General features: G+C 41.0%; 22 protein-coding genes. 5 read left to right on the forward strand and 17 right to left on the reverse strand.

Translation table 11 applies throughout. From position 1 onward, the window contains the following. Positions 1–562 precede the first annotated feature (562 nt). The 3 genes from astB (at position 563) to HJP15_RS10175 (ending at position 2,758) form a co-directional block, all read left to right on the forward strand. Positions 563–1,909 carry an N-succinylarginine dihydrolase gene (astB, locus tag HJP15_RS10165; RefSeq protein WP_170173688.1) on the forward strand — a complete coding sequence of 449 codons (1,347 nt, stop codon included), beginning with the start codon at positions 563–565 and terminating at the stop codon, positions 1,907–1,909. Positions 1,910–1,912: 3 nt separating this feature from the next. Continuing rightward, complete coding sequence (locus tag HJP15_RS10170) at positions 1,913–2,167, forward strand: hypothetical protein (protein ID WP_170173689.1); 255 nt, start codon at positions 1,913–1,915, stop codon at positions 2,165–2,167. Positions 2,168–2,383: 216 nt separating this feature from the next. Next, positions 2,384–2,758, forward strand: coding sequence for a GNAT family N-acetyltransferase (locus HJP15_RS10175; RefSeq protein WP_502706980.1), 375 nt, complete (start codon positions 2,384–2,386; stop codon positions 2,756–2,758). Positions 2,759–2,842: 84 nt separating this feature from the next. Here HJP15_RS10175 and HJP15_RS10180 read toward each other — a convergent pair whose 3' ends face one another. The 6 genes from HJP15_RS10180 to HJP15_RS10205 form a co-directional block, all read right to left on the reverse strand. Then, positions 2,843–5,158 carry a family 20 glycosylhydrolase gene (locus HJP15_RS10180; protein WP_170173690.1) on the reverse strand — a complete coding sequence of 772 codons (2,316 nt, stop codon included), beginning with the start codon at positions 5,156–5,158 and terminating at the stop codon, positions 2,843–2,845. Next, positions 5,151–6,599 (reverse strand): sodium:solute symporter family protein, encoded by a 1,449-nt coding sequence (locus tag HJP15_RS10185; RefSeq protein WP_170173691.1) that lies wholly within the window; start codon positions 6,597–6,599, stop codon positions 5,151–5,153. The genes HJP15_RS10180 and HJP15_RS10185 overlap by 8 nt, the downstream gene beginning before the upstream one ends. A gap of 166 nt (positions 6,600–6,765) precedes the next feature. Continuing rightward, a complete protein-coding gene (locus HJP15_RS10190) occupies positions 6,766–7,149 on the reverse strand; it encodes a RidA family protein (RefSeq protein WP_054452287.1) in 384 nt (127 codons plus the stop codon). Next, positions 7,142–8,611: an N-acyl-D-amino-acid deacylase family protein gene (locus HJP15_RS10195; protein WP_212760661.1), complete on the reverse strand. Its 1,470-nt coding sequence runs from the start codon at positions 8,609–8,611 to the stop codon at positions 7,142–7,144. Before HJP15_RS10195 ends, HJP15_RS10190 begins: the two co-directional genes overlap by 8 nt. Beyond that, a complete protein-coding gene (locus HJP15_RS10200; RefSeq protein ID WP_054204114.1) occupies positions 8,611–9,462 on the reverse strand; it encodes a MurR/RpiR family transcriptional regulator in 852 nt (283 codons plus the stop codon). The genes HJP15_RS10195 and HJP15_RS10200 overlap by 1 nt, the downstream gene beginning before the upstream one ends. Positions 9,463–9,474: 12 nt before the next feature. Further along, on the reverse strand, positions 9,475–10,707 hold the full coding sequence (locus tag HJP15_RS10205) for an amino acid deaminase (RefSeq protein ID WP_170173692.1): 1,233 nt from the start codon (positions 10,705–10,707) through the stop codon (positions 9,475–9,477). A gap of 563 nt (positions 10,708–11,270) precedes the next feature. Here HJP15_RS10205 and HJP15_RS10210 point away from each other — a divergent pair. Then, complete coding sequence (locus HJP15_RS10210) at positions 11,271–12,524, forward strand: TonB-dependent receptor domain-containing protein (RefSeq protein ID WP_170173693.1); 1,254 nt, start codon at positions 11,271–11,273, stop codon at positions 12,522–12,524. A gap of 140 nt (positions 12,525–12,664) precedes the next feature. Here HJP15_RS10210 and HJP15_RS10215 read toward each other — a convergent pair whose 3' ends face one another. The 4 genes from HJP15_RS10215 to HJP15_RS10230 all read right to left on the reverse strand — a co-directional run bounded on the left by HJP15_RS10215 (position 12,665) and on the right by HJP15_RS10230 (position 14,831). Further along, a complete protein-coding gene (locus HJP15_RS10215; RefSeq protein ID WP_170173694.1) occupies positions 12,665–13,204 on the reverse strand; it encodes a hypothetical protein in 540 nt (179 codons plus the stop codon). A gap of 134 nt (positions 13,205–13,338) precedes the next feature. Then, positions 13,339–13,842, reverse strand: a complete 504-nt coding sequence (locus HJP15_RS10220; protein ID WP_170173695.1) for a GNAT family N-acetyltransferase — start codon at positions 13,840–13,842, stop codon at positions 13,339–13,341. A gap of 70 nt (positions 13,843–13,912) precedes the next feature. Beyond that, positions 13,913–14,197, reverse strand: coding sequence for a hypothetical protein (locus HJP15_RS10225; protein WP_170173696.1), 285 nt, complete (start codon positions 14,195–14,197; stop codon positions 13,913–13,915). A 160-nt stretch (positions 14,198–14,357) separates the two neighbouring features. Then, positions 14,358–14,831 carry a hypothetical protein gene (locus HJP15_RS10230; protein ID WP_170173697.1) on the reverse strand — a complete coding sequence of 158 codons (474 nt, stop codon included), beginning with the start codon at positions 14,829–14,831 and terminating at the stop codon, positions 14,358–14,360. Between the two features lie 160 nt (positions 14,832–14,991). Between HJP15_RS10230 and HJP15_RS10235 the strand changes: the two genes are divergently transcribed. Continuing rightward, positions 14,992–16,535, forward strand: a protein-coding gene (locus tag HJP15_RS10235; protein ID WP_502706979.1) for an IS3 family transposase whose coding sequence is annotated in 2 segments (ribosomal slippage) — positions 14,992–15,454 and positions 15,454–16,535 — 1,545 coding nt in all. Because the reading frame shifts where the segments join, the coding sequence is not laid out codon by codon here. Here HJP15_RS10235 and HJP15_RS10240 read toward each other — a convergent pair. The 7 genes from HJP15_RS10240 to HJP15_RS10270 form a co-directional block, all read right to left on the reverse strand. Continuing rightward, on the reverse strand, positions 16,516–16,704 hold the full coding sequence (locus HJP15_RS10240; RefSeq protein WP_170173698.1) for a hypothetical protein: 189 nt from the start codon (positions 16,702–16,704) through the stop codon (positions 16,516–16,518). The genes HJP15_RS10235 and HJP15_RS10240 overlap by 20 nt on opposite strands. A gap of 26 nt (positions 16,705–16,730) precedes the next feature. Beyond that, positions 16,731–16,949 carry a hypothetical protein gene (locus HJP15_RS10245; protein WP_170173699.1) on the reverse strand — a complete coding sequence of 73 codons (219 nt, stop codon included), beginning with the start codon at positions 16,947–16,949 and terminating at the stop codon, positions 16,731–16,733. Between the two features lie 17 nt (positions 16,950–16,966). Then, complete coding sequence (locus HJP15_RS10250) at positions 16,967–17,239, reverse strand: hypothetical protein (protein WP_170173700.1); 273 nt, start codon at positions 17,237–17,239, stop codon at positions 16,967–16,969. Between the two features lie 17 nt (positions 17,240–17,256). Continuing rightward, the gene (locus HJP15_RS10255) at positions 17,257–17,643 is read right to left on the reverse strand and encodes a hypothetical protein (RefSeq protein ID WP_170173701.1); all 387 of its coding nucleotides are present in this window, start codon (positions 17,641–17,643) and stop codon (positions 17,257–17,259) included. Between the two features lie 10 nt (positions 17,644–17,653). Continuing rightward, positions 17,654–17,965, reverse strand: coding sequence for a helix-turn-helix domain-containing protein (locus tag HJP15_RS10260; protein ID WP_170173702.1), 312 nt, complete (start codon positions 17,963–17,965; stop codon positions 17,654–17,656). A gap of 73 nt (positions 17,966–18,038) precedes the next feature. Continuing rightward, positions 18,039–18,374: a type II toxin-antitoxin system RelE/ParE family toxin gene (locus tag HJP15_RS10265; protein ID WP_170173703.1), complete on the reverse strand. Its 336-nt coding sequence runs from the start codon at positions 18,372–18,374 to the stop codon at positions 18,039–18,041. Positions 18,375–18,378: 4 nt separating this feature from the next. Then, positions 18,379–19,056, reverse strand: coding sequence for a hypothetical protein (locus tag HJP15_RS10270; RefSeq protein ID WP_249365835.1), 678 nt, complete (start codon positions 19,054–19,056; stop codon positions 18,379–18,381). Positions 19,057–19,504: the final 448 nt, after the last annotated feature.

The raw sequence follows: 19,504 nt of genomic DNA on the forward strand, positions 1-19,504 counted from the left end.
TCTTTTTGCACGAAAGCCGGCCATTTCGTGCAAAAGCCCCCGCACAATTTAAATTCTAATGCTCCAGTATTGTGCAATTTAGTCATTACTTTTCACTATATTAGTGCTTACACTCAAACATTTACTCTCCAAAAAACCTAATTATTTGATTTTAATATCATAAAAATAATTTTCCGTACTGGCATAGATCTTCCTTATATAAAATTAACTCACATAAAGTGTGAGATTTAACTTTATTACCTCGTTAACTAGGAGCGGGCTATGAGTAACTTTTTGTATTTATTATGGCACTTAGACATCAGCGTTTGGCATGTTCATGATGCTAATGATACACACTCTATGTCAGAAAAGGAGCGTAGAGATGTTAAATAACTATCCGCACTTAGACTAAGCGCTAAAAAGCTATCGGTACATCAATTAACGATCAGTGAAACATCTGAACACTATGATTAACCTGAGCGCGTTATTTATAAAGCATAAAATTAGCTCATTTTAATTAAACTATTACTGGCTATTTTATGTATAGTTTTAATACACAAGATATTAAAATTACGAGATGACAATGAAATCAGTAGAAGTGAATTTTGACGGCCTTGTTGGCCCAACTCATAATTATGCCGGTTTATCATATGGTAACGTAGCTTCGCTCAATAATGCAGCTAGTTACTCAAACCCCAAAGAGGCTGTGTTACAAGGCCTTGCAAAAATGAAAGCAATGCATGATTTAGGGCTGACCCAAGGCGTATTTGCACCGCATGCCCGCCCTGATATCAATGTGCTGCGCCGTTTAGGATTTACAGGCACTGCTGAACAAGTGATCAGTAAAGCATTCAAAGCTGATCCGGTGTTAGTTCGTGCATGTTATTCAGCATCATCAATGTGGACTGCCAATGCCGGTACAGTGTCTCCATCAGCCGATACACTTGACGGCAAAGTGCATTTTACGGCCGCTAATTTAAATAATAAATTTCATCGCTCTCTTGAGCCCCAAACTACTACTCGCTTGCTTAAAGCCATGTTTAATAACGATGATTATTTTAGTCATCACACTCACTTGCCCGATCAAGGTTTTTTTGGCGATGAAGGCGCAGCTAATCACACACGCTTAGGCGATGAGCATGGCGAACAAGGACTTGAGTTATTTGTGTATGGTGCCAGCGCATTTAACAGCGCATTACCAAAACCAAGTAAGTTTCCGGCACGCCAAACTCTCGAAGCATCACAAGCAATTTGTCGACTGCATCAGCTAAAACCATCTAGCCAATTGATGATCCAACAAAATCCTGACGTGATTGATCAAGGTGTATTTCATAATGATGTGATTGCAGTTGGTAATGCCAATGTTCTGCTATGCCATCAACAAGCTTTTTTAAATCAATCGCATGCATTACAACAAATAAAAGATGCCTATATGGGGAATAAAACGCTGCATATTATAGAAGTACCCACCGCCAAAGTAAGCGTGCAAGACGCCGTTACCAGCTATTTATTTAATAGCCAACTCGTTAGTCTAAAAAACGGAAAAATGTTATTAGTCGCCCCACATGAATGTAAAAATAACCAAGCCGTTAACTCCTATATTGAAGAAATGATCATGGCTGACAACCCCGTTGATCAAGTGCAATTTTTTGACTTAAAACAAAGCATGCAAAATGGTGGTGGCCCTGCTTGCTTGCGTTTGCGTGTTGCGTTAAATCAACCAGAACTTGCGGCCGTCAACCCTGCTGTCATTTTAAATGATAGCAAGTACCAACAATTATGTGATTGGGCTAATAAACACTACCGCGACAAACTCAGCAATGATGACTTTGCGGATCCTAATTTACTTATCGAAAGCTATAATGCGCTTGATGAGCTTACCCAGCACCTGGAATTAGGCGCTGTTTACCCATTTCAACTAGAAGGTTAAGCAATGCACGATGTCGCCGCTGGCTACTCTCAAGCTTATAAAATAAATTCACTGCATGAATTTAAAGATTCGCTGAGTAATTTACTCATTGATAGTGTTAACTGCGGGGCATCAATTGGTTTTATCGCGCCATTAACCCACAAAAATGCAGTTCAATATTGGTACAGTATTGAAAACGATTTACTAGGGCGTGCTGACCTTTATGGATTGAAATTTGTTCAACCTAGGGGCGATTTAATCGCGGCGCGAGGTTTGTAACCTAGTGGGCTAAGTAAAAATCGAGCAAAGCTTGTGCGTCCTGCTCACGCCCCTTACCTACATCCGTGTAGGTAACAAAGAGTTAATCGCCCCTAGGAAGAACCCTTTGGGCAGCGCCTGTTTGGCATTTATACTGAGTTATCGCCTATTTATGGGGAACATCACACACCATAGGCGCTGCCTTGCCTAAATACCAAACATACTGCTGCAAAATCAATCACGGAAGGTCAACATGCCCTAAACAACAACCGTGAGTTATTTATTATCACGGTTGGAACTGAGGTGATTGGTGCTGTGCAATTATCGCTATGTAGTAAAGCCAATGGCGCACATCGTGGTGAAATTGAAAAACTCATGGTGCACAGCCAACATCAAGGTCAAGGGTTTGCTAAACAACTGATGAATACCCTTGAACAAAGCGCGTTACAGCAACAACTAACACTGCTGGTGCTTGATACTCGTTTAGGTGATGTAGCCTCACGTTTATATCATAAATTAAATTATATAGAAGCTGGGCAAATACCACAGTTTGCACTGAGTTCATCAGGTGAACTTAACGCTACTGTGTATTTTTATAAACCGCTACTTTAAAATGCCATCCACTTTAAAATCATTGCGTTTAAAATAGCAACGCAATGATTTACAAACAAACGTAACCTATTCCTCATTAAGTCCCTATTGCCCACACCCTAAGCGTGCTTTCTTTAAACGGTTAATTGATGCGATAACTTGGGGAATAGTGCCGTTGTTATTTTTCACTAAATGCTGCTTAGTCAGCTTATCGTGTTGCTTGAGTGCAAGGAGTATTGCCGAGTAACTTACTTGCCATTGTTGAACCGCTAAAAACAGAGGCTGCTCGCGTTCTAGTAATTGTTGCCACTTTAGTAGTTTGCTGTGTAGTAACAATAATTGCTGATCGTCACACGATTGCTGATAGTCATCCACCGCATAGTCAAATTGTTTTAACGTCAGGCTCTCTACGGGCAGTACATCCACAAGTTTATCCAGTGGCGCTAATTGATGATATTCATCACGTAAAAACGCTAAATGATGCAAAGTATAATAGTGCGCAGGTTCGATCAGCTGGCTAAAAGTAACGAGTGCATCAAGATCGTCTTTTGAACTAATTGATAATTGCTTTAAACGCTGAATAAATTGTTGCTGATGTTGTAAACCAATTTTTTCAATCGCATAACGGTTCATAACATCAAGCCTGTTATACATATCGCGCTCATCTATTACACTCGCAGGTGACCAGAAACGCTCACCTATGGCATAAAGCCTTGGCCAAATGCGTGAATCTAGATTATCAGTGGTGATCAGTTCAGCCCAAATTGTCGCTTCACCACCGAGTACATTGCCTGATTTAACCCGTTGCTGCTCATGTATTAACTGCTGGTTTAACTGTATAAGCGATACCTTATCTGCGCCATGACTGGTAAACGCATAAGGCGTGTTACCCACATATGCCGAGATACTAGCAGTATTTGATAAATTAAAGGTCAGTTGCGTAGGGCCAAGCCAAGTGTCGATTAACAGCTGATAGTTATCTGCCGTTTTAGTCACGTTATCGGTAATAAATGCCCCTTTACCAACAATGTTTACAATTGCGTGTATGCCAGCATGATCATCGTCACCTTCAAATACGGTAATGTCGCCCGTTACCGCACTGCCTTTTAAACGTGTTAGCGTAAAATCAACATGTCCTATCACAGCGTTTGCCGTTACGCTGGGCTTAACCGGTTGCTGCGGGTGGTTGCGATAGTGATAGCTACTCCACTGCGGTTGATCAATATAAAAACCACTCGATAGCAACCCGTCGTAGCCTGCTTGGGTGATCGCCGCGAGTGAATGGTGCCCGCGCCATGATTGCACTAAGGTATTTTTAGGTAAGCTTGGGTGCAGTACTTCATCCCAGCCAATCATTTTTTTATTGTACTTTGCTAATATTTTCGCAACCCGCTGATTAAAATAAGCATGTAGTGCATGGCTGTCAGCCAATTTTTGCTCGCGCATAAAAGCCTGTATTTTGCTGTTTGCTTGCCAATCTGTGTCGTCAATTTCATCGCCACCAATATGTAAATACGGATCAGGAAACAACCCCGCAAGCTCTGCCACTATTTCATCAACAAATTTATATACCTTAGGATTACTTGGATCGAGTAGCGGTTTAAATACCCCCCAACGTCGCTCCAGCTCAGTTAAAGTTGTACCGCTACCAAACTCTGGATACGCCATTACAATGCTGCTGGCATGCCCTGGCACATCAAACTCTGGCACCACACGAATACCTAACATTGCAGCATACGCAACCACGTCTTTGATTTGCGCTTGGCTATAATACAAACCATCTGAAGCCTGTTGATGCAACTTGGGGTAGCTATTTAGCGCTATTCGCCAACCTTGATCATCAGTTAAATGCCAGTGAAATACATTGAATTTTGCTGAGGCCAAGCCACGTAACGTGCGTTTTACATCCGCGATCGGTAAAAAATGACGAACCCCATCAAATAACAGCCCTCGCCATGGATAAGTGGGTGAATCGGTTATTATTAAGTTCGTCAGTTCGCGAGGCTGCTCGGCACTAAACATTAACTGCGATAAACTCGCTAACCCGCGCAACATCCCATACTGGTTAGCGCTAGTTAGTTTTACAGTGTTATCAATAATACTAATTTTATAGCTTTCATCCATGCCTAAGTAGGGCAAAGTCGCAGCGCTGTGAGTAATACTAATCTGCAGTTGAGCTTGCGACTCATCGCTCCACTTTAGTTCATTAAACTGCTGAGAAAAAACAGAATTTAGCAATAATGGTTGCAATAATGCTTGTTGCTGCTTTGGGATGTGCACGCCAATAACAGGATTTAATTGTGTTTTCCCTTCTAGCATCTGTACCTTTGCAGGCATTGGCATTAATACCGGCTGCTTTGCTTGAACAATGTTAAACAGCCCCCCCACAAGTACTAGGGCACCTAGCGTTAATTTAATCATGTTGCATCTCCTCGCGTTGTGCCTGCAAAATGGCCAATGCTTGTGCTGAAGTGTGTGTTTGAACCGGAGTCAGTAAGGTTATGACCGCTGCTAACAAAGCAGATAGCAAAGTGGCAGGAATGATTGGATTACTCCAATAAGCAAGCCAATTAGGTGTTAGAATTATTGCCAGCGATACGATTAAAGAAACCAGTAACGCCGTAATCGCTCCTTGCCAATTAAAACGCGGCCAAAAGTGACCAAACAACACGCACACACATAAACCCGACATCAGTGTAGCGATCATATTAGTGATATATCCGATCACATCATTGGTTAGTAATGCCAATAGTAAAGCAATGCCTATCGTCAGCACTAAACCGATTTGCGAGAGCAGCACCACATCTTTAGCGTGCGGCATGCGTTTAAACACTAGACTATAAATATCACGAATTAGAACACTCACTGCTGCAATAGCGTCAGAACTAGCGCTAGAAATTGTTGCTGACAACCCAGCAATAATCACTAAAGCAGCTAAACCAAATGGTAGTAATTCAAATGCCATGTATGGGAACGAAAAGGCACTGTTTTCTAAAGCAGGGTTAAGTGCATAGGCCACCATGCCAATAATGGCAGGCACAATAGCAAACACTAAATACAACCCGCCTGATAAATAAAACGATTGGCGAATACTTTTTACATGTTTGCCTGAGTAAATTCGCTGGCGAAATGATGGCGCCACTAACACACCAATCAATACCGCAAAAAATAATGATAAACCATGTACGTAACCAATTTTATCGAGTGATAAAAAGCTTTGATTAACAGCTGGCTGCGCACTTGCCATCTCTGCTAAACCGCCTATCTCGTACAGCGCGACTCCCGCCATCAAGAAAAATCCAACAAATAATATCAACGCCTGAATCGAGTCAGTCCATACCACGGCAACATAGCCACCAATCACCACATAAATACTAAAACCTAAGGCAATAATCAGTTTGGCTGAAAACGGTGATAGCCCAGTCAGCCACGCTAAATACATACCACCGCCTAGAATATGTGCCCCTAACCAGCCAATACTGGCGACAAAAATAAACACGGCAATGGTATTTTTGACTAATGGGTGGGCTCCAACATAGTAAGAAACTTCTTCACTCATGGTCATAAATTGATGCTCGCGCACCGGCGCAAATAACTTGGCCAGCAGCAAAATGCCACACGCGCCGCCAAGGCCGTAAATCATCCCTGCCCAGCCATTTAAGTAGGCAAAACCGACCGCCCCCATTGACGAGCCGGTGCCAACCATAGTGGCAACGGTAGTGCCTAACGTAAGAAAAAACGGTAAGTTACGTCCACCCAGTAAAAAGTCATCTCCCCCTTTAGAATTGCGGCTTACCCACCAGCCAAACCAGATCATAAAACCTAAGTAACCTAAAAAGGCCATTAATAATTGCCACTTCATAAGACACCCTGCTGCACCAATCCACGTTGTACCTTACGGCACTTATCATTATTAATTACGAGGTTGATGTTAGTTATTATTCTGTTGATTAATATATCTAAGCCACCTAAGAGCCGTTATTATTTTTTATGCTCTTAGGTATAAATTTTGATGTTGGCAGGAGAAGTTAAGGTGCTTTATAACACGTCACATCCACTTCAACTTTACAGTCGACCACTAAATCCGCCACAGCACAAATACGTGCTGGTGGATTAGCACCAAAATACGCTTTAAATACTTTATTAAACGACTGAAAATAACGTGAATCGGTTAGAATAACGGTAACGTGAACCACATCTTCGAGGCCGTAACCTGCTTCTTTCATAATATCGAGGCAATTTTCAATCGCTAACCGAGACTGATCAATAATGCCACCTTCAACAACTTCGCCATCTTTCATCGGGGTTTGCCCTGACACCATTAACCAACCACCCGCCTCTACTGCACGTGCAAACGGTAAATGTTGACCACCCGTGCCTTTACCGCCCTCAATACCAATTCGTCTAATCATGTTTACTTGCTCCTAAGGATGTTAAAAATTGACCCGAATACGCGGGTAAAACTCGTTTATCTTTAAATGTAGTTTGGCCATTAGTCCAGACTTGGTGAATACCTGAGGCCGGTAATTCTGAATCGACAAATGTTGCGTTATCAATAACCTCATCGGCATCAAATAGCACTAAATCGGCAAAGTTACCGACTTTGATCACGCCACGATTTTCCAACCGATAATTAGCGGCACTGAGCCCGGTCATTTTATGAATAGCGGTTGCCAGTGAAAAAATCCCTTCCCCGCGGCTATAATGTCCCAGCACACGTGGGAATGATCCCCATAACCGTGGATGCGGATGCGGGTCGCACGGTAAACCGTCAGAGCCAATCATGGTTTTATCAAACGCTAAAATAGTTTTTACATCGTCTTCGTTTAAACCATGATATACCGCGCCCGCAGGTTGCAATTTTTTAGCGGCGTCAAGCAAACTCATGCCCCATTGCTTAGCTATATCTGCCAGTAATTGCTCTGCCATTTCTGGATGGGCTTCTGACCAGGTAATAAAAATATCAAAGTCATCGGTCACTTGGTTTAAATCTAAGGTGCTGGAGCTGGCTGCATACGGATAAGCATCACAACTGCATTTTGAGTGCTCACCTTGCGCTGTAAATTTTGCCAGTAGTTCAGGGGCACGCCCCCAATTATTTTTACCCGCACACTTTAAGTGGGAAATAATCACTTTAATACCAAACTCTTGCTCCATTGCAAACGCTTCATCCATTGCTTCAAGTACGGCATCAAATTCGGTGCGTAAATGGGTGGTATAAAGCGCATCGTGCTTTTTTAAAATACCGCCAAATGCGTATATTTCTTGTTCGGGCGCACAATGTGCATTGCGATAGGCAAGGCCCGTGCTAAGACCAAGTGCGCCTTGCGCTATGGCTTCATCTAATTGCAATTGCATCGCAGTAATTTCATCAGCGGTTGCTGGGCGCAGTAAATCAGTCATAACATTGTTACGCAGCGTAGTGTGTCCGACTAAAGCGGCCACATTCACATTGGCCTTTTTACGATTAAATGCATTGATATAATCGCGCATCTGCGCAAAGGTAAATTCGCTTTTCTCGCCCAATAAATTCATTGGATCTGGCGCATCGGCGTTTAATTTTGCAGGGGCGGCACTGATCCCACAATTGCCTGTGATCACTGTAGTCACTCCTTGGCTTATTTTTGCGGCCATATTCGGGTTTCTTAGTAGCTCAAGGTCATCATGGGTATGAACATCTATAAACCCAGGCGCAAGGCACAAACCATTGGCCATTATTTTGTGCGTCGCCTGCCACTGTGATAACTCGCCCAGAGCAACAATGTACTGCCCTTGTATTGCGACATCCATGCGCTGGGGATCATTGCCTAATCCATCAAACACGTTTGCTTGATAAATAATTGTATCTACTGATTGCGAGGTATCGTGCATCATTAATCTCCTAGTGGCGCTCTATCTGGTCCTTCACGGTACTCATCTAATTCATGCTTAATGCGACGCAGTTTTTCTCGAGATTTTTTCTGAGTCAAAATAGCCACTTCACTGGCCAATATGTCTACGGCCGCAAGCATGGCGTAGCGCCCTGTACTTGGCGTAAAAATATAATCTGACTCATTGGTTTTTATTGGCAAGTGAATCGTTGCGATATCAGCAAGGGCACTGTCTGGGCAAATGGCAATCACTTTAGCACCGTAATCTTTGGCAATACTTGCCGCGTCAATTAAGTCATTTGGTAAGCCAGTAAGCGATAACACCACCACCACATCACTGATATCAACACTTGCTGCGGTCATGCGCATCATCACCGGATCGCTATAGGCATTGCTTAGTACATCAAGGCGAAACAACCGGTTGTGGCACTCTTGTGCGACCACCGAGCTGCCGCCGCCAACGCCAAAAATTAAAGTATGTCGGCTCCCCGCAATACAACGTGCGGCTTCTTCCACCAGCGATTGCTCAATAAGCCCGGCATTAATATCTAAAATATCGTGTATAGCTTGATAAATGGCCGGAATATCTTCACGTACTGAGCTGCTTTCACTAATAAAGCGCTCACCTACTGCCAGTGATTGCGCAAGCTGGAGTTTCATATCACGTACATTATCGCAACCTAATGCTTTAGCTAAACGAGTAATTGATGCATGGCTCACTTTAGCGCGCTGTGCTAAATCACTTATACTTGCGGATGCTGCATATTGCAGATCGGCTAAAATTAATTGTGCAACAAGCTGTTCTGATTGGCGTAAATGACCTAAACGCTCTTTAATTCGCGAAACAATATCCAATTACTTATTCTCCTAAAAATACGTATCAAAGATATCAATAACGTTATAGTTATCGTCTATGACATTAATATAACGCCATTTATCAAATGTAAGGCAAGGATGCGAAGTCCCAAACGCAATAATATCACCGACTTTTAAATTGCTATTTTGTTCAACACGGAGCATGGCATGCTGGTCCATTATTTTTTCAACTTTCCAATCAGCACCCGCTTTAGTAACAACACCGTGTTGATCAATATGTAAATTGGCAATGGGCAACCCAGCATCAAACGCTACATCGCGCTTGCCCATTCCTATAATTGCACGCCCAGGTTCTGGTATTGATTGCACATACGCCCAAATTTCTAAGCATGACTGTAAATCACTGCCAATATTACACGCTAATGGATTACGTGCTAAAACCTGCTGTTGGGCAGCATCATAAATTCCCTGATCATGAGCCACATAACAGCCAGGACGGATCACCGGCACCATATTTTCAAGCATATTGGCAGGGGCAAAGGCATCACAGACTAAGTCGTACCATGCAGAGCCGCCGGCGGTGATCATCACTTGATCGGTAGCAAATGCATTATCGGCAATCAACTCTTTACACTGCGTAACAGCATCACTTAAAAACGCTGCAACTTGGCTTTGAGTATTTAGTACGCCTTCATACACTTCAATACCCGCAAGCTGTAATGATGGGAACTGACTAATATGTTTAACCAACTGCTGTAGTTTTTTACTATCAACAACACCACAACGCCCACCGGGCACACCCAATTCAATTAACAGTTTGAGTGTTACACCTTGCTCGCAAAAAAACTCAGCCAGTGACGTCACGTTATCAACATCATCAACTAAGCAGTAAAAATCAATTTCAGCACTGTGCAATAAGTTTGCTAAGTGCTGACAGTTAGCTTTGCCGACCAACTGATTTGCCATAATAATACGCTTAGCACCGGCCTGCGCTGCTACAACCGCTTGATGCACCGTGGCGACCGTAATCGCATATGCGCCGGCACTGAGCTGCTTTTTAAAAATGCCCGGTGCCATCGTTGTTTTACCATGGGGTGAAAACGCCACCTGACTTTGTTTGGCAAACTTTGCCATCCAAGCAATGTTGTTATCCAAGCGTGTTTGGTAAATACATGCACAAGGGAGGCTCACTTGTTGCTTAGCAACATTGCAATCACCTTGTATGAGCGCATCGTTAGTGCCTAAGCCTTTATTCACAGTATAAATTTTTGCGGCGTGTTGCATGACTAACTTTCCTATAAATAAAACTCTTATTTTAAATCATTACCTTAGATAGCAACGTTACATTAAAAATCAAAAAATTATCAAATGTTAATGTAATTGTTATTGCATTTTACTTGAAAGCAATGTTAATTAATAACAAGCAAAGAATCAACATATGTTACAAATTAACGGGGAATAATAATTAACGTCTAAATATACAGGATGAGGTATATCAACATGAGCATTAAAAACCGTCGCTAGCCTACTCTAAATAAGAGCTTAACAGCGAAAGCAGTCGCCGCTATCATTTGTGGATACGCCAGCTTTGGCGCTTTTGCCGCTGATCAAGCCCAAACAGCAAGTGACGACATAGAAACCATTGAAGTACGGGGCATTGCCGCCAGTAAAAAACAAGATGTAGAGCGCGAAACCTATATTCTAGTTGCACCATTTACCACTGGGGATATTACTGCCGATGTGATGTGGAAGGATTCAGGCGCATCTTTGGGTGATACTAACGGTGATGGCGAAAACAGCGTAGCAGGTGGTGATTTAACGATAGGTAAACCAACTTCTTTAGCGATATGCCTGCCGGTTGGGTAAACCAAGTAAATGGTTTAGGCCCAGGTGGTAGTGGGCACAGTTTTTACTTAATCGACCCAAAAGTGATGGACGACCCAATGGCATTTCAAAATGCCATTTATCCGGGTAACAAACGTTTAGCTAATCCCTCACGTACCTATCAAGTAAAAGAGCAAACCCAAACCGCCTACTTTAAAGCGAACTTTGCCGGCGAATTAGGGGATTTAAGTTACACCGCTAATATCGGCGCGCAATACATTAAAACCGAACTCGACATGCTGCAAAACCAGTTAGGCTCAGCACGCCCTTGCTCATTATGTACCGCCAGTGAAAAAATCGGTGAAAAATGGTTAAGCAGAGATTACTCAGACTTTTTACCATCAATGAACTTTAACTTAAACCTCACCGAAGAGATTATTTTACGTGCCGGTTACGGTAAAACCATGACCACTTTAGATATTGGTAAGCTTGCTGGTGGTATTAGTGTTGGTCGTACCCGTGCTGGCGATGTACTAGCCGCAGAGCTTGGTGTTAGCCCTGATTTATTAGTGGCTGTACAGGGTCGTCAAAATGGTAACCCTGATTTAGAACCGTGGTGCGCAACAAACTACAACTTATCGGCCGAGTGGTATTTTAACGACAGCGGCTTACTGAGTATTTCAGCCTTTTTAATGGATATGGAATCCTTCATTCAAAGCGGTATAGTAATGCAAGGCCTGCCCGATATTGATGGCGTGGTGCGCCGAGAAGTGCCCGTAAGCACAGAAATAAACGGCAAAGGCGGAAATATCAAAGGCATTGAAGTGGTTTACCAACAAGCGTTTGATTTTTTACCTGCACCATTTGATGGCTTAGGGACGTCAGTTAACTTTACCTATGCGCCAAGTGACAGTGCAAATGTGGATGTTTATGGCAAAAGCTTACCGATTCAAGATAATTCAGAGAAATCAGCCAATGCGGTACTTTGGTACGAAAAAGGCCCATTACAACTACGCCTCGCGGCTAACTACCGTAGCGACCGTTTAGATAGCCTAAGCTCGCCGATGGGAGAGGGAGTAATGCCATTTTGGACCGACAGCACTTTGTACTTTGATATGTATGCCGGCTATGAATTTGCCGAAGATATGAGTATTTATACGTCGGTGAGCAACTTAACTGAAGAGAAGGAAGATATTTATGCGCAGTGGTCAGATCATGTGATCACTCAAAATATCTTTGAGCGCCGTATAACCTTTGGTATTCGTACTCGCTTTTAATTGTAAGTCAATTTGATAGCACCAAATTTGGTATACTTCTGCCCAGGAGATGAAAGACTTAGCACAGTTATTTAAATAAGCTTTTTGCCAAATACCAAACCAGTACAGTTGATAACGCTGTACTGGTTTTTTTAACAAGCTTACTGAGTTGATTGCCTATAATGATCAACAGCAAAACTAAACAATACTTTAATCATAAAAAATACACTAACCATTAAAAACCACGTAGGAAGAGATAAGTAAATTAGTAAAAAAATCCCGTAGCACATTAAGTTTGCAGCAATAAAACCCTGTATCGATTTACCGTGTAATGCATTTACAACACATGCTGTCACTATCGTATATGCCCAAATAATCAGCGCAATATCCATTGGCTGCGAAAGTAACCATGCAATTGCTACTATATGAACATGAATGGCAATAAAGATAAGCCGGTTTTTCGGGCGTTTTGCATAAAACGCATTCGTGCCAAAGCTAAAATTAGCAATACAGCCCGCTAATACATCAGCGATTAATATAAACGCTAAGATTACCTGCCAATTGTCGAGCTTGATGTCCGCAACAAAATAAACAAGCCAACTTCCTACCAGCGCAAATAATACAGTGCAACTCACCTCTAGCATCGATTGCTTTTCACCAAATACCTCATGCAAAAATTGAGGGGTTTTAAAGTACGCCATTGGTTATATAACTCCTTTTAAAATTTAATAACATTCCTTTAACGCACTAACTTCGCACGCTTTGTTTGCTTTAATCACGACATCAACATGCCTCAATAAGCCACATGCGCGGCGTAAAGCTCACCTACACAAACTTATAATGAATGCTGGTATATATCTATATCAAACCCTCGAAATACAGAGGACTCAATAAACGAAAACCCAGTTCGATTAGCCACTTTAACCGAGTTCACGTTGTCAGGCTCAATCAGCGCATATACCCAGCTTAGCGCAAGTGCATCCTTGGCAAAAGATAGTACCCCTTGCGTCGACTCAACTGCATAGCCTTTACCTTGCTGCGAAGTGGCCAGCCGATAATTAATGTGTACAAGCTCTTTGTCACCTACTTGATGCTTATTTAGCCCGCACACACCAACAAATTCATTGAAATTGTTATAAATAATCCAATGACCATAGCCGTTTATTCTATACAGCTGCTGGCAGTTTTTTATAAAATCATTTATTTGCAGATCAGAATGCACACCCACTGTTGAGTGTGTCATTACCAGCGGATCCGCAAGCACAAATGCTAAATCCTCAGCATCACTTGGCGTGATTTCACGTACACTAAGTCTTTGAGTTTCAAAAATAAATGCCACATCATTCCCATTATGTTGTTAGGCTAGCGCAAACCTACCCTTGCTGTTGAATACATTCCAATATGGCTAATTAATCATTTGATTCGTGATAGGCATCCCAACCTAACCACCATTCATTATGTTTCCAAAAATGTTCGGCATAAGGGTTCTTTTCACTCGCCTCACCATCCATTGCTGCCTTATACCCTTCGTCATAAGGTAGTTCTTCGCTAACTGACCAAAAATGTACTCGACCCTCTGTATTGAACTTTTCTTTAAGGATATTTAATTGCGCTTCGTCAAAAGAACCTACATACTCGTTTCGAGGACTGAAGTTCTCACCCGCTTTTATCTCAAGGTGTACTTTTAGTGCCATAATTCGTTATTCCAATGGTTACTTAATAATTAAAACTAAACCTGCGTCAGCTTCGCTTATTGAGTCTAAATCGAAATCGTTACAGTTTGCAAATTAGAGTTATTATCCAATAGTGTTAGTTAGCTATACAAATGAAGCTATTACAGCTTAGGCCACCCTATTAAAGGTAAAGCACCGTTTTTTCAAAAGTGAATATATTCCCTCTAGATGATTGTAATAACAACTGATAAGTATAAGGTATGTTTTTCTTCTTAGAATTATGACCTGATGGACCTCCTGCACAATGCGCATAATTTCCCATAAAATCTAAGTTCTTATAGCACAATGCAAGTCTTAACTTTCTTAAAGGATATTTTTCTTCTAAATTTAGGAGCTCATCTAAAGTATTATAAGCTTCAATAGCAACTGGAAAAGTTACTCCAAGTGTAAATTTTTTGCTGTGACCTGGCTTTATTGAAAAAGGGACATTAAAAGCATACTCTTCATTAGAATTTACAGCTGTGTAATATAAAGGGTTGTCGTACTCAGTTTTCATTCCACGAATAAAATCGTATTTCCACTTGCTGTCTGATGCTAAGCGATACAATTTAACACTAATAATTGAAATATCTCTATCACTTTTGTTTCCAATCACAAGTTCCCATTGTGATTGTAATGTGGCTGGTAAAAACTCAAATTCAGTAGTGATGAGTTTGACAGGGTAATCACCCCGAGTGATTATATCAAAATCCCTCTCTGTCAGACTAGTTGTCGCGCTTAATATTTAACCATTAAATAGAGGGCGTGGAGTAACAATGAAACATTATTCAGCGCAAAGCAAAGAGTCGGCTCTTCAGAAGATGATGCCTCCAAATAATATAGCAATAGCCCAATTATCTATCGAGATGGGTATTGGTGAATCAACCTTGTATAATTGGCGAAAACAAGCAATTGATAAGGGGCATTTAGTGCCAGGTAATGGAAAGAATGCTGAGCAGTGGTCATCAGCAAATAAATTTTCAGTCGTGTTGGAAACAGCCTCTTTAAATCAAGCTGAGTTAGCGGAATATTGCCGAAGTAAAGGTCTTTATGTGGAACAAGTATCGGCTTGGCGAAATGCGTGTATGGATGCAAACGCTAACGTTAAAGAGCAGGAAAAAGCCTTCTCTATTGAAGCTAAAAAAGATAAAAAGCAGATTAATCAATTAGAAAAAGAATTGCGCCGAAAAGATAAGGCATTAGCAGAAACTGCAGCACTATTGGTGTTAAGAAAAAAAGCAAATGCGATCTGGGGGGAAGCCGAGGACGAATGATCCTCGACTCAGCTCGCGTTCAAGCGGTTAAACTAGTTAATGAAGCTGTGAGTTCTGGAGCGCCAAGGTTTAAAGCTTGCCGTGAACTCGGGATCAGTGTCCGGACGTATCAACGTTGGACTGTTGACGGGAATATAAAAACAGATGGTAGACCAATATCTCAGCGCCCTGAGCCAAAAAATAAGCTATCAAAAGAAGAGAGATATAACATATTAGCCATCGTTAATAGCGATGATTTTAAGAGCTTACCACCAAGCCAAATCGTCCCAACATTAGCAGATGAGGGGATTTATCTTGCTTCTGAATCAACATATTATCGTGTTCTTCATGAAGAAAAACAGCAAAACGCTCGCGGACGTAGTCAGATAAAAGAGAGAAAAGTACCGACGACACACTGTGCTACAGGGCCGAACCAAGTGTGGTGTTGGGATATTACTTGGTTACCAGGTCCCGCTAAGGGGCTGCATTTTTATTTATATTTGATACTCGATATATTTAGTCGAAAGATTGTTGGATGGGAAATTCATGATGACGAATCAGCAGAGAATGCATCAATGTTAATCAGAAAAGCCAATTTAAAAGAAGGGGTTAAGGATAACCCTTTGGTGCTGCATTCGGATAATGGAAGCCCAATGAAAGGCTCATCAATGCTTGAAACACTTTATAGTTTAGGCGTCGTGTCGTCTTCTAATCGTCCTAGGGTGAGCAATGATAATGCTTATGCTGAGTCGATATTTAAAACGTGTAAATATCGTCCTGACTATCCGTATAAAGGGTTTTCAACAATAGATGAAGCACGTAGTTGGGTGTTGAAATTTAGCCACTGGTATAATTTTAACCACAAACATAGCGGTATTAAATATATAACCCCTCACCAAAGACATTCTGGGGTGGCAAGTGAAGTGTTGGCAAAGAGAAAAGAAGTGTATCAACGTGCTAAGGAGCAAACGCCTGAGCGCTGGAGTGGTGACATCCGCAACTGGGATTTACCAGGAAAAGTGCACCTAAACCCCGAACGTGAAATCGTCAACGTGGAGAGTGCATAACGTAGTGATCGCGACAACTAGCTTGACAAACACCGAAATCGAGATACAGGTTTTCATCACGTTCTACATGAAGTTCATATGTAAAATACAAAGCTGCAACGGCAACAATTAAACTAAGAACACTCAAGTACGTATTTAAATTATTGATGCTTTGATCATTACTTTTCACAAAAATTCCTATATTAAATTTGGTTACTATTTTGCTGCGATAACATTCAAAACAACTGTTTTACCAGACTTCATTGTTACAGCTACCGTTACCATAGCTTTATCTGATTTACTTGTTAGATCCTCAACACACTCAATACTTTCTGGATCAAACGCATAAGGTTTACCATTATCGTTACAAATATCTCTTATTATTTTTTTGACCTCTTCATAAAGCAATAATCTCAAACTCAATATTAGAAACACAAACTAATCCAATTAAACTATTCCACAAAACTTAAAGTGTACCGGTCTGTTATCTCAGCAATTCCACCACACACTGCCACAAATGCTAAATCACTAGCAATAAGCCAATGCTTTGCCAGTTCATCGCTCATACACTCTTCTTCAATAAACAACTTGTCTTCACAGCTATTAAGTGCTTCTGAGGCAATCACATTCTGATTATTGAAGTAGCAATGCATAATAGAGTTTGCTAGTTTCGATTGCTCCAACAATGGTTTATTGTCGTAATTGATTATGATTGTTAAATCCATAAGACCTTTTTCCAATATCAAAATAGTTTATCGCCAAACCCCCACACTAAGGTGTTAACTGATATAAATGCAGCACTTTGCAGTTTGATTGATTCTGTAAATTTAAAAATGACATCAACTGCAATACGCCCCCCCCATTGACCACCTGTTAATGCTTCTGTCTTGGCCTTGTCATTGAATCGGAGTAGAAAAAAATCAATAAATAGAAGTATCGCCGTATTTAATGCGCCACTTCTAGCAAAAAAACCACCTTGAGACTGTTCGCTAATATCTATATAGCAAAAGAGACAGAATATCAAAATATGAAAAACTAAAACTGTACAAAAAAAGGTATTCGTGTATGAGTTATATTTAACTTTGACACTGTTGAAATCTGCCTCTGTCTTTAAATCATTTTCTTGCATATCATTCCAACTAGTGTGTTTTAACGGCTTCAACAGCCATTGTTAACTGATCATCTGCAAAGGACGGTTTAAAGCGAAAACCAATTCGATACAAACAAGTCATTAACTTATCAATGCTGAATTTATCAATTCGGCCATTAACCAGATCACTTACGCGAGGTTGGGTTAGCCCTAATTGAATCGCTGCATCGGTCTGTGACCAATTCTTAGCATTGATAATGTCACGAATAACAATCATCAGATCTGAGCGCGTCTGTAGTTCCGAGGCTTCTGCTTTATCTTCGGTTATTGCATCAAAGATATTTGAGTATTCAAGAGTCATCTTAACAACCTTATTGCTTAACTTACAATCACTATATATCAGCGTTGATATATATACAAGCACTGATATAATTTTATTTATTCAATTCTTTTTGCATGAGTTTGTAGCGCTTTTTCGCTGTGTCCATTGCCTGTTTTTCTACCCCGTTAGTGGTTTTGGTAAATGAGTGCAAAATAAAAACAGTGTCAGCAAACTTTGCAACGTAAATCGTTCGGTATGCTGGTCTGCCGTTCTCTATCAGCTCAACCGCACCAATACCTACACTTTCCTTTAAGTGCTTAAACTTGCTAAATGGCTCTTTGTTTTGACAAATAGCGTTTAAATCATTTGCAAAGCGCTTTTGAATCTTATCAGGCAACGCTAGAAACTCTTTTTTTGATTGATTGTTTATAAACTTAAACTTTTTCAACTTCCTAATGTCCTGTCACTTTAATTCTTGAATACACGCTATTGATAGCGTCCGATAATTGCAACAAGTTACCGTTGTACTTATCTGTTACTACTTGTCTTGATGCGTAACCAAACAAGTCAGCTACAACACCATGATCTACGTTTTTTGATAAATGGATTATGAGCGAGTCCTCAAAGGTTTTAGCTGTAGCCCAATCTAAACCAGCCTTTTTAAGCAGTGTATTAACTTTGGTTCTTAAGTTTGTTGGTTGTTTATTAATGCCCTTTTTAACGGTTCGCTCACTCATAGCAAACGCAGTTAGGCGGTCATTAAGTAAAGCAGGGGCTTTTTGACTAAACCCCCTGTACGTTCCTAAGTTATGCCTGTATTCAACTGGTAAATCTTGTTGCTGTGCGTACCAGTCTAAATATTGCTCTAGTGCTTGGCAAAAAACTTCAGGCACTTCGATAATGCGCTCATTCTTGTTTCGACTATATTCTGCTGGCAAAACCCACTTGCGATAAACTTCTCCTTTGTCACTTATCAGCTGATGTAGTTTTAATAAATTATGCTCTGTAAGTGACAAGGGGACGCAAGCAAGTTGGGTTATTAGATACCTATCTTTAAGTGAATACTTACCAGTACACGCGTCATTTAGAAGCGAATTTATATCGTTATCGACTAATATTTGTCTTAGCATTTTATTGATTGCATAATTTAAATGTTATTTAATGCAACATAGATTAAACTATCACAGTCTATTAACAAGGAAATTCGGTTAATTAGGCTGGGATGATATTGGAATAGTCTTTTATATTTTATGCGCTCGCGCATGGTAAGCTTTACTTAACCACTTTTGATAAACCAGTTACTTGTTTATACTTCCGATTAAGTCAGATTAATAAATAACAAGGATGATATTTTGAGCACACTAATCCCTTTTGCATTAGGGCGTGTTGACCTTTGTGGATTGAAATTTGTTCAACCTAGGGGCGATTTAATCGCGGCGCGAGGTTTGTAACCTAGCGGGCTAAGTAAAAACCGAGTAACAAAGAGTCAATCGCCCCTAGGAAGAACCCTTTGGGCAGCGCATGTTTGGTATTTATACTGCGTTATCACCTATTTATGGGGAACAACCACACGACATA

Origin of the sequence: Pseudoalteromonas sp. NEC-BIFX-2020_002, from assembly GCF_013002825.1 — a bacterium.
Taxonomy (GTDB): Bacteria; Pseudomonadota; Gammaproteobacteria; order Enterobacterales; family Alteromonadaceae; genus Pseudoalteromonas; species Pseudoalteromonas neustonica.

Excerpts from the sequence above, each read along its gene's own strand:
- HJP15_RS10250 (WP_170173700.1), bottom strand. The coding sequence starts at position 17,239 with ATGGATTTAACAATCATAATCAATTACGACAATAAACCATTGTTGGAG.
- HJP15_RS10185 (WP_170173691.1), bottom strand. The coding sequence starts at position 6,599 with ATGAAGTGGCAATTATTAATGGCCTTTTTAGGTTACTTAGGTTTTATG.
- HJP15_RS10205 (WP_170173692.1), bottom strand. The coding sequence starts at position 10,707 with ATGCAACACGCCGCAAAAATTTATACTGTGAATAAAGGCTTAGGCACT.
- HJP15_RS10180 (WP_170173690.1), bottom strand. The coding sequence starts at position 5,158 with ATGATTAAATTAACGCTAGGTGCCCTAGTACTTGTGGGGGGGCTGTTT.
- HJP15_RS10255 (WP_170173701.1), bottom strand. The coding sequence starts at position 17,643 with ATGCAAGAAAATGATTTAAAGACAGAGGCAGATTTCAACAGTGTCAAA.
- HJP15_RS10170 (WP_170173689.1), top strand. The coding sequence starts at position 1,913 with ATGCACGATGTCGCCGCTGGCTACTCTCAAGCTTATAAAATAAATTCA.
- astB (WP_170173688.1), top strand. The coding sequence starts at position 563 with ATGAAATCAGTAGAAGTGAATTTTGACGGCCTTGTTGGCCCAACTCAT.
- HJP15_RS10195 (WP_212760661.1), bottom strand. The coding sequence starts at position 8,611 with ATGATGCACGATACCTCGCAATCAGTAGATACAATTATTTATCAAGCA.
- HJP15_RS10190 (WP_054452287.1), bottom strand. The coding sequence starts at position 7,149 with ATGATTAGACGAATTGGTATTGAGGGCGGTAAAGGCACGGGTGGTCAA.
- HJP15_RS10215 (WP_170173694.1), bottom strand. The coding sequence starts at position 13,204 with ATGGCGTACTTTAAAACCCCTCAATTTTTGCATGAGGTATTTGGTGAA.
- HJP15_RS10210 (WP_170173693.1), top strand. The coding sequence starts at position 11,271 with ATGCCTGCCGGTTGGGTAAACCAAGTAAATGGTTTAGGCCCAGGTGGT.
- HJP15_RS10260 (WP_170173702.1), bottom strand. The coding sequence starts at position 17,965 with ATGACTCTTGAATACTCAAATATCTTTGATGCAATAACCGAAGATAAA.
- HJP15_RS10225 (WP_170173696.1), bottom strand. The coding sequence starts at position 14,197 with ATGGCACTAAAAGTACACCTTGAGATAAAAGCGGGTGAGAACTTCAGT.
- HJP15_RS10270 (WP_249365835.1), bottom strand. The coding sequence starts at position 19,056 with ATGCTAAGACAAATATTAGTCGATAACGATATAAATTCGCTTCTAAAT.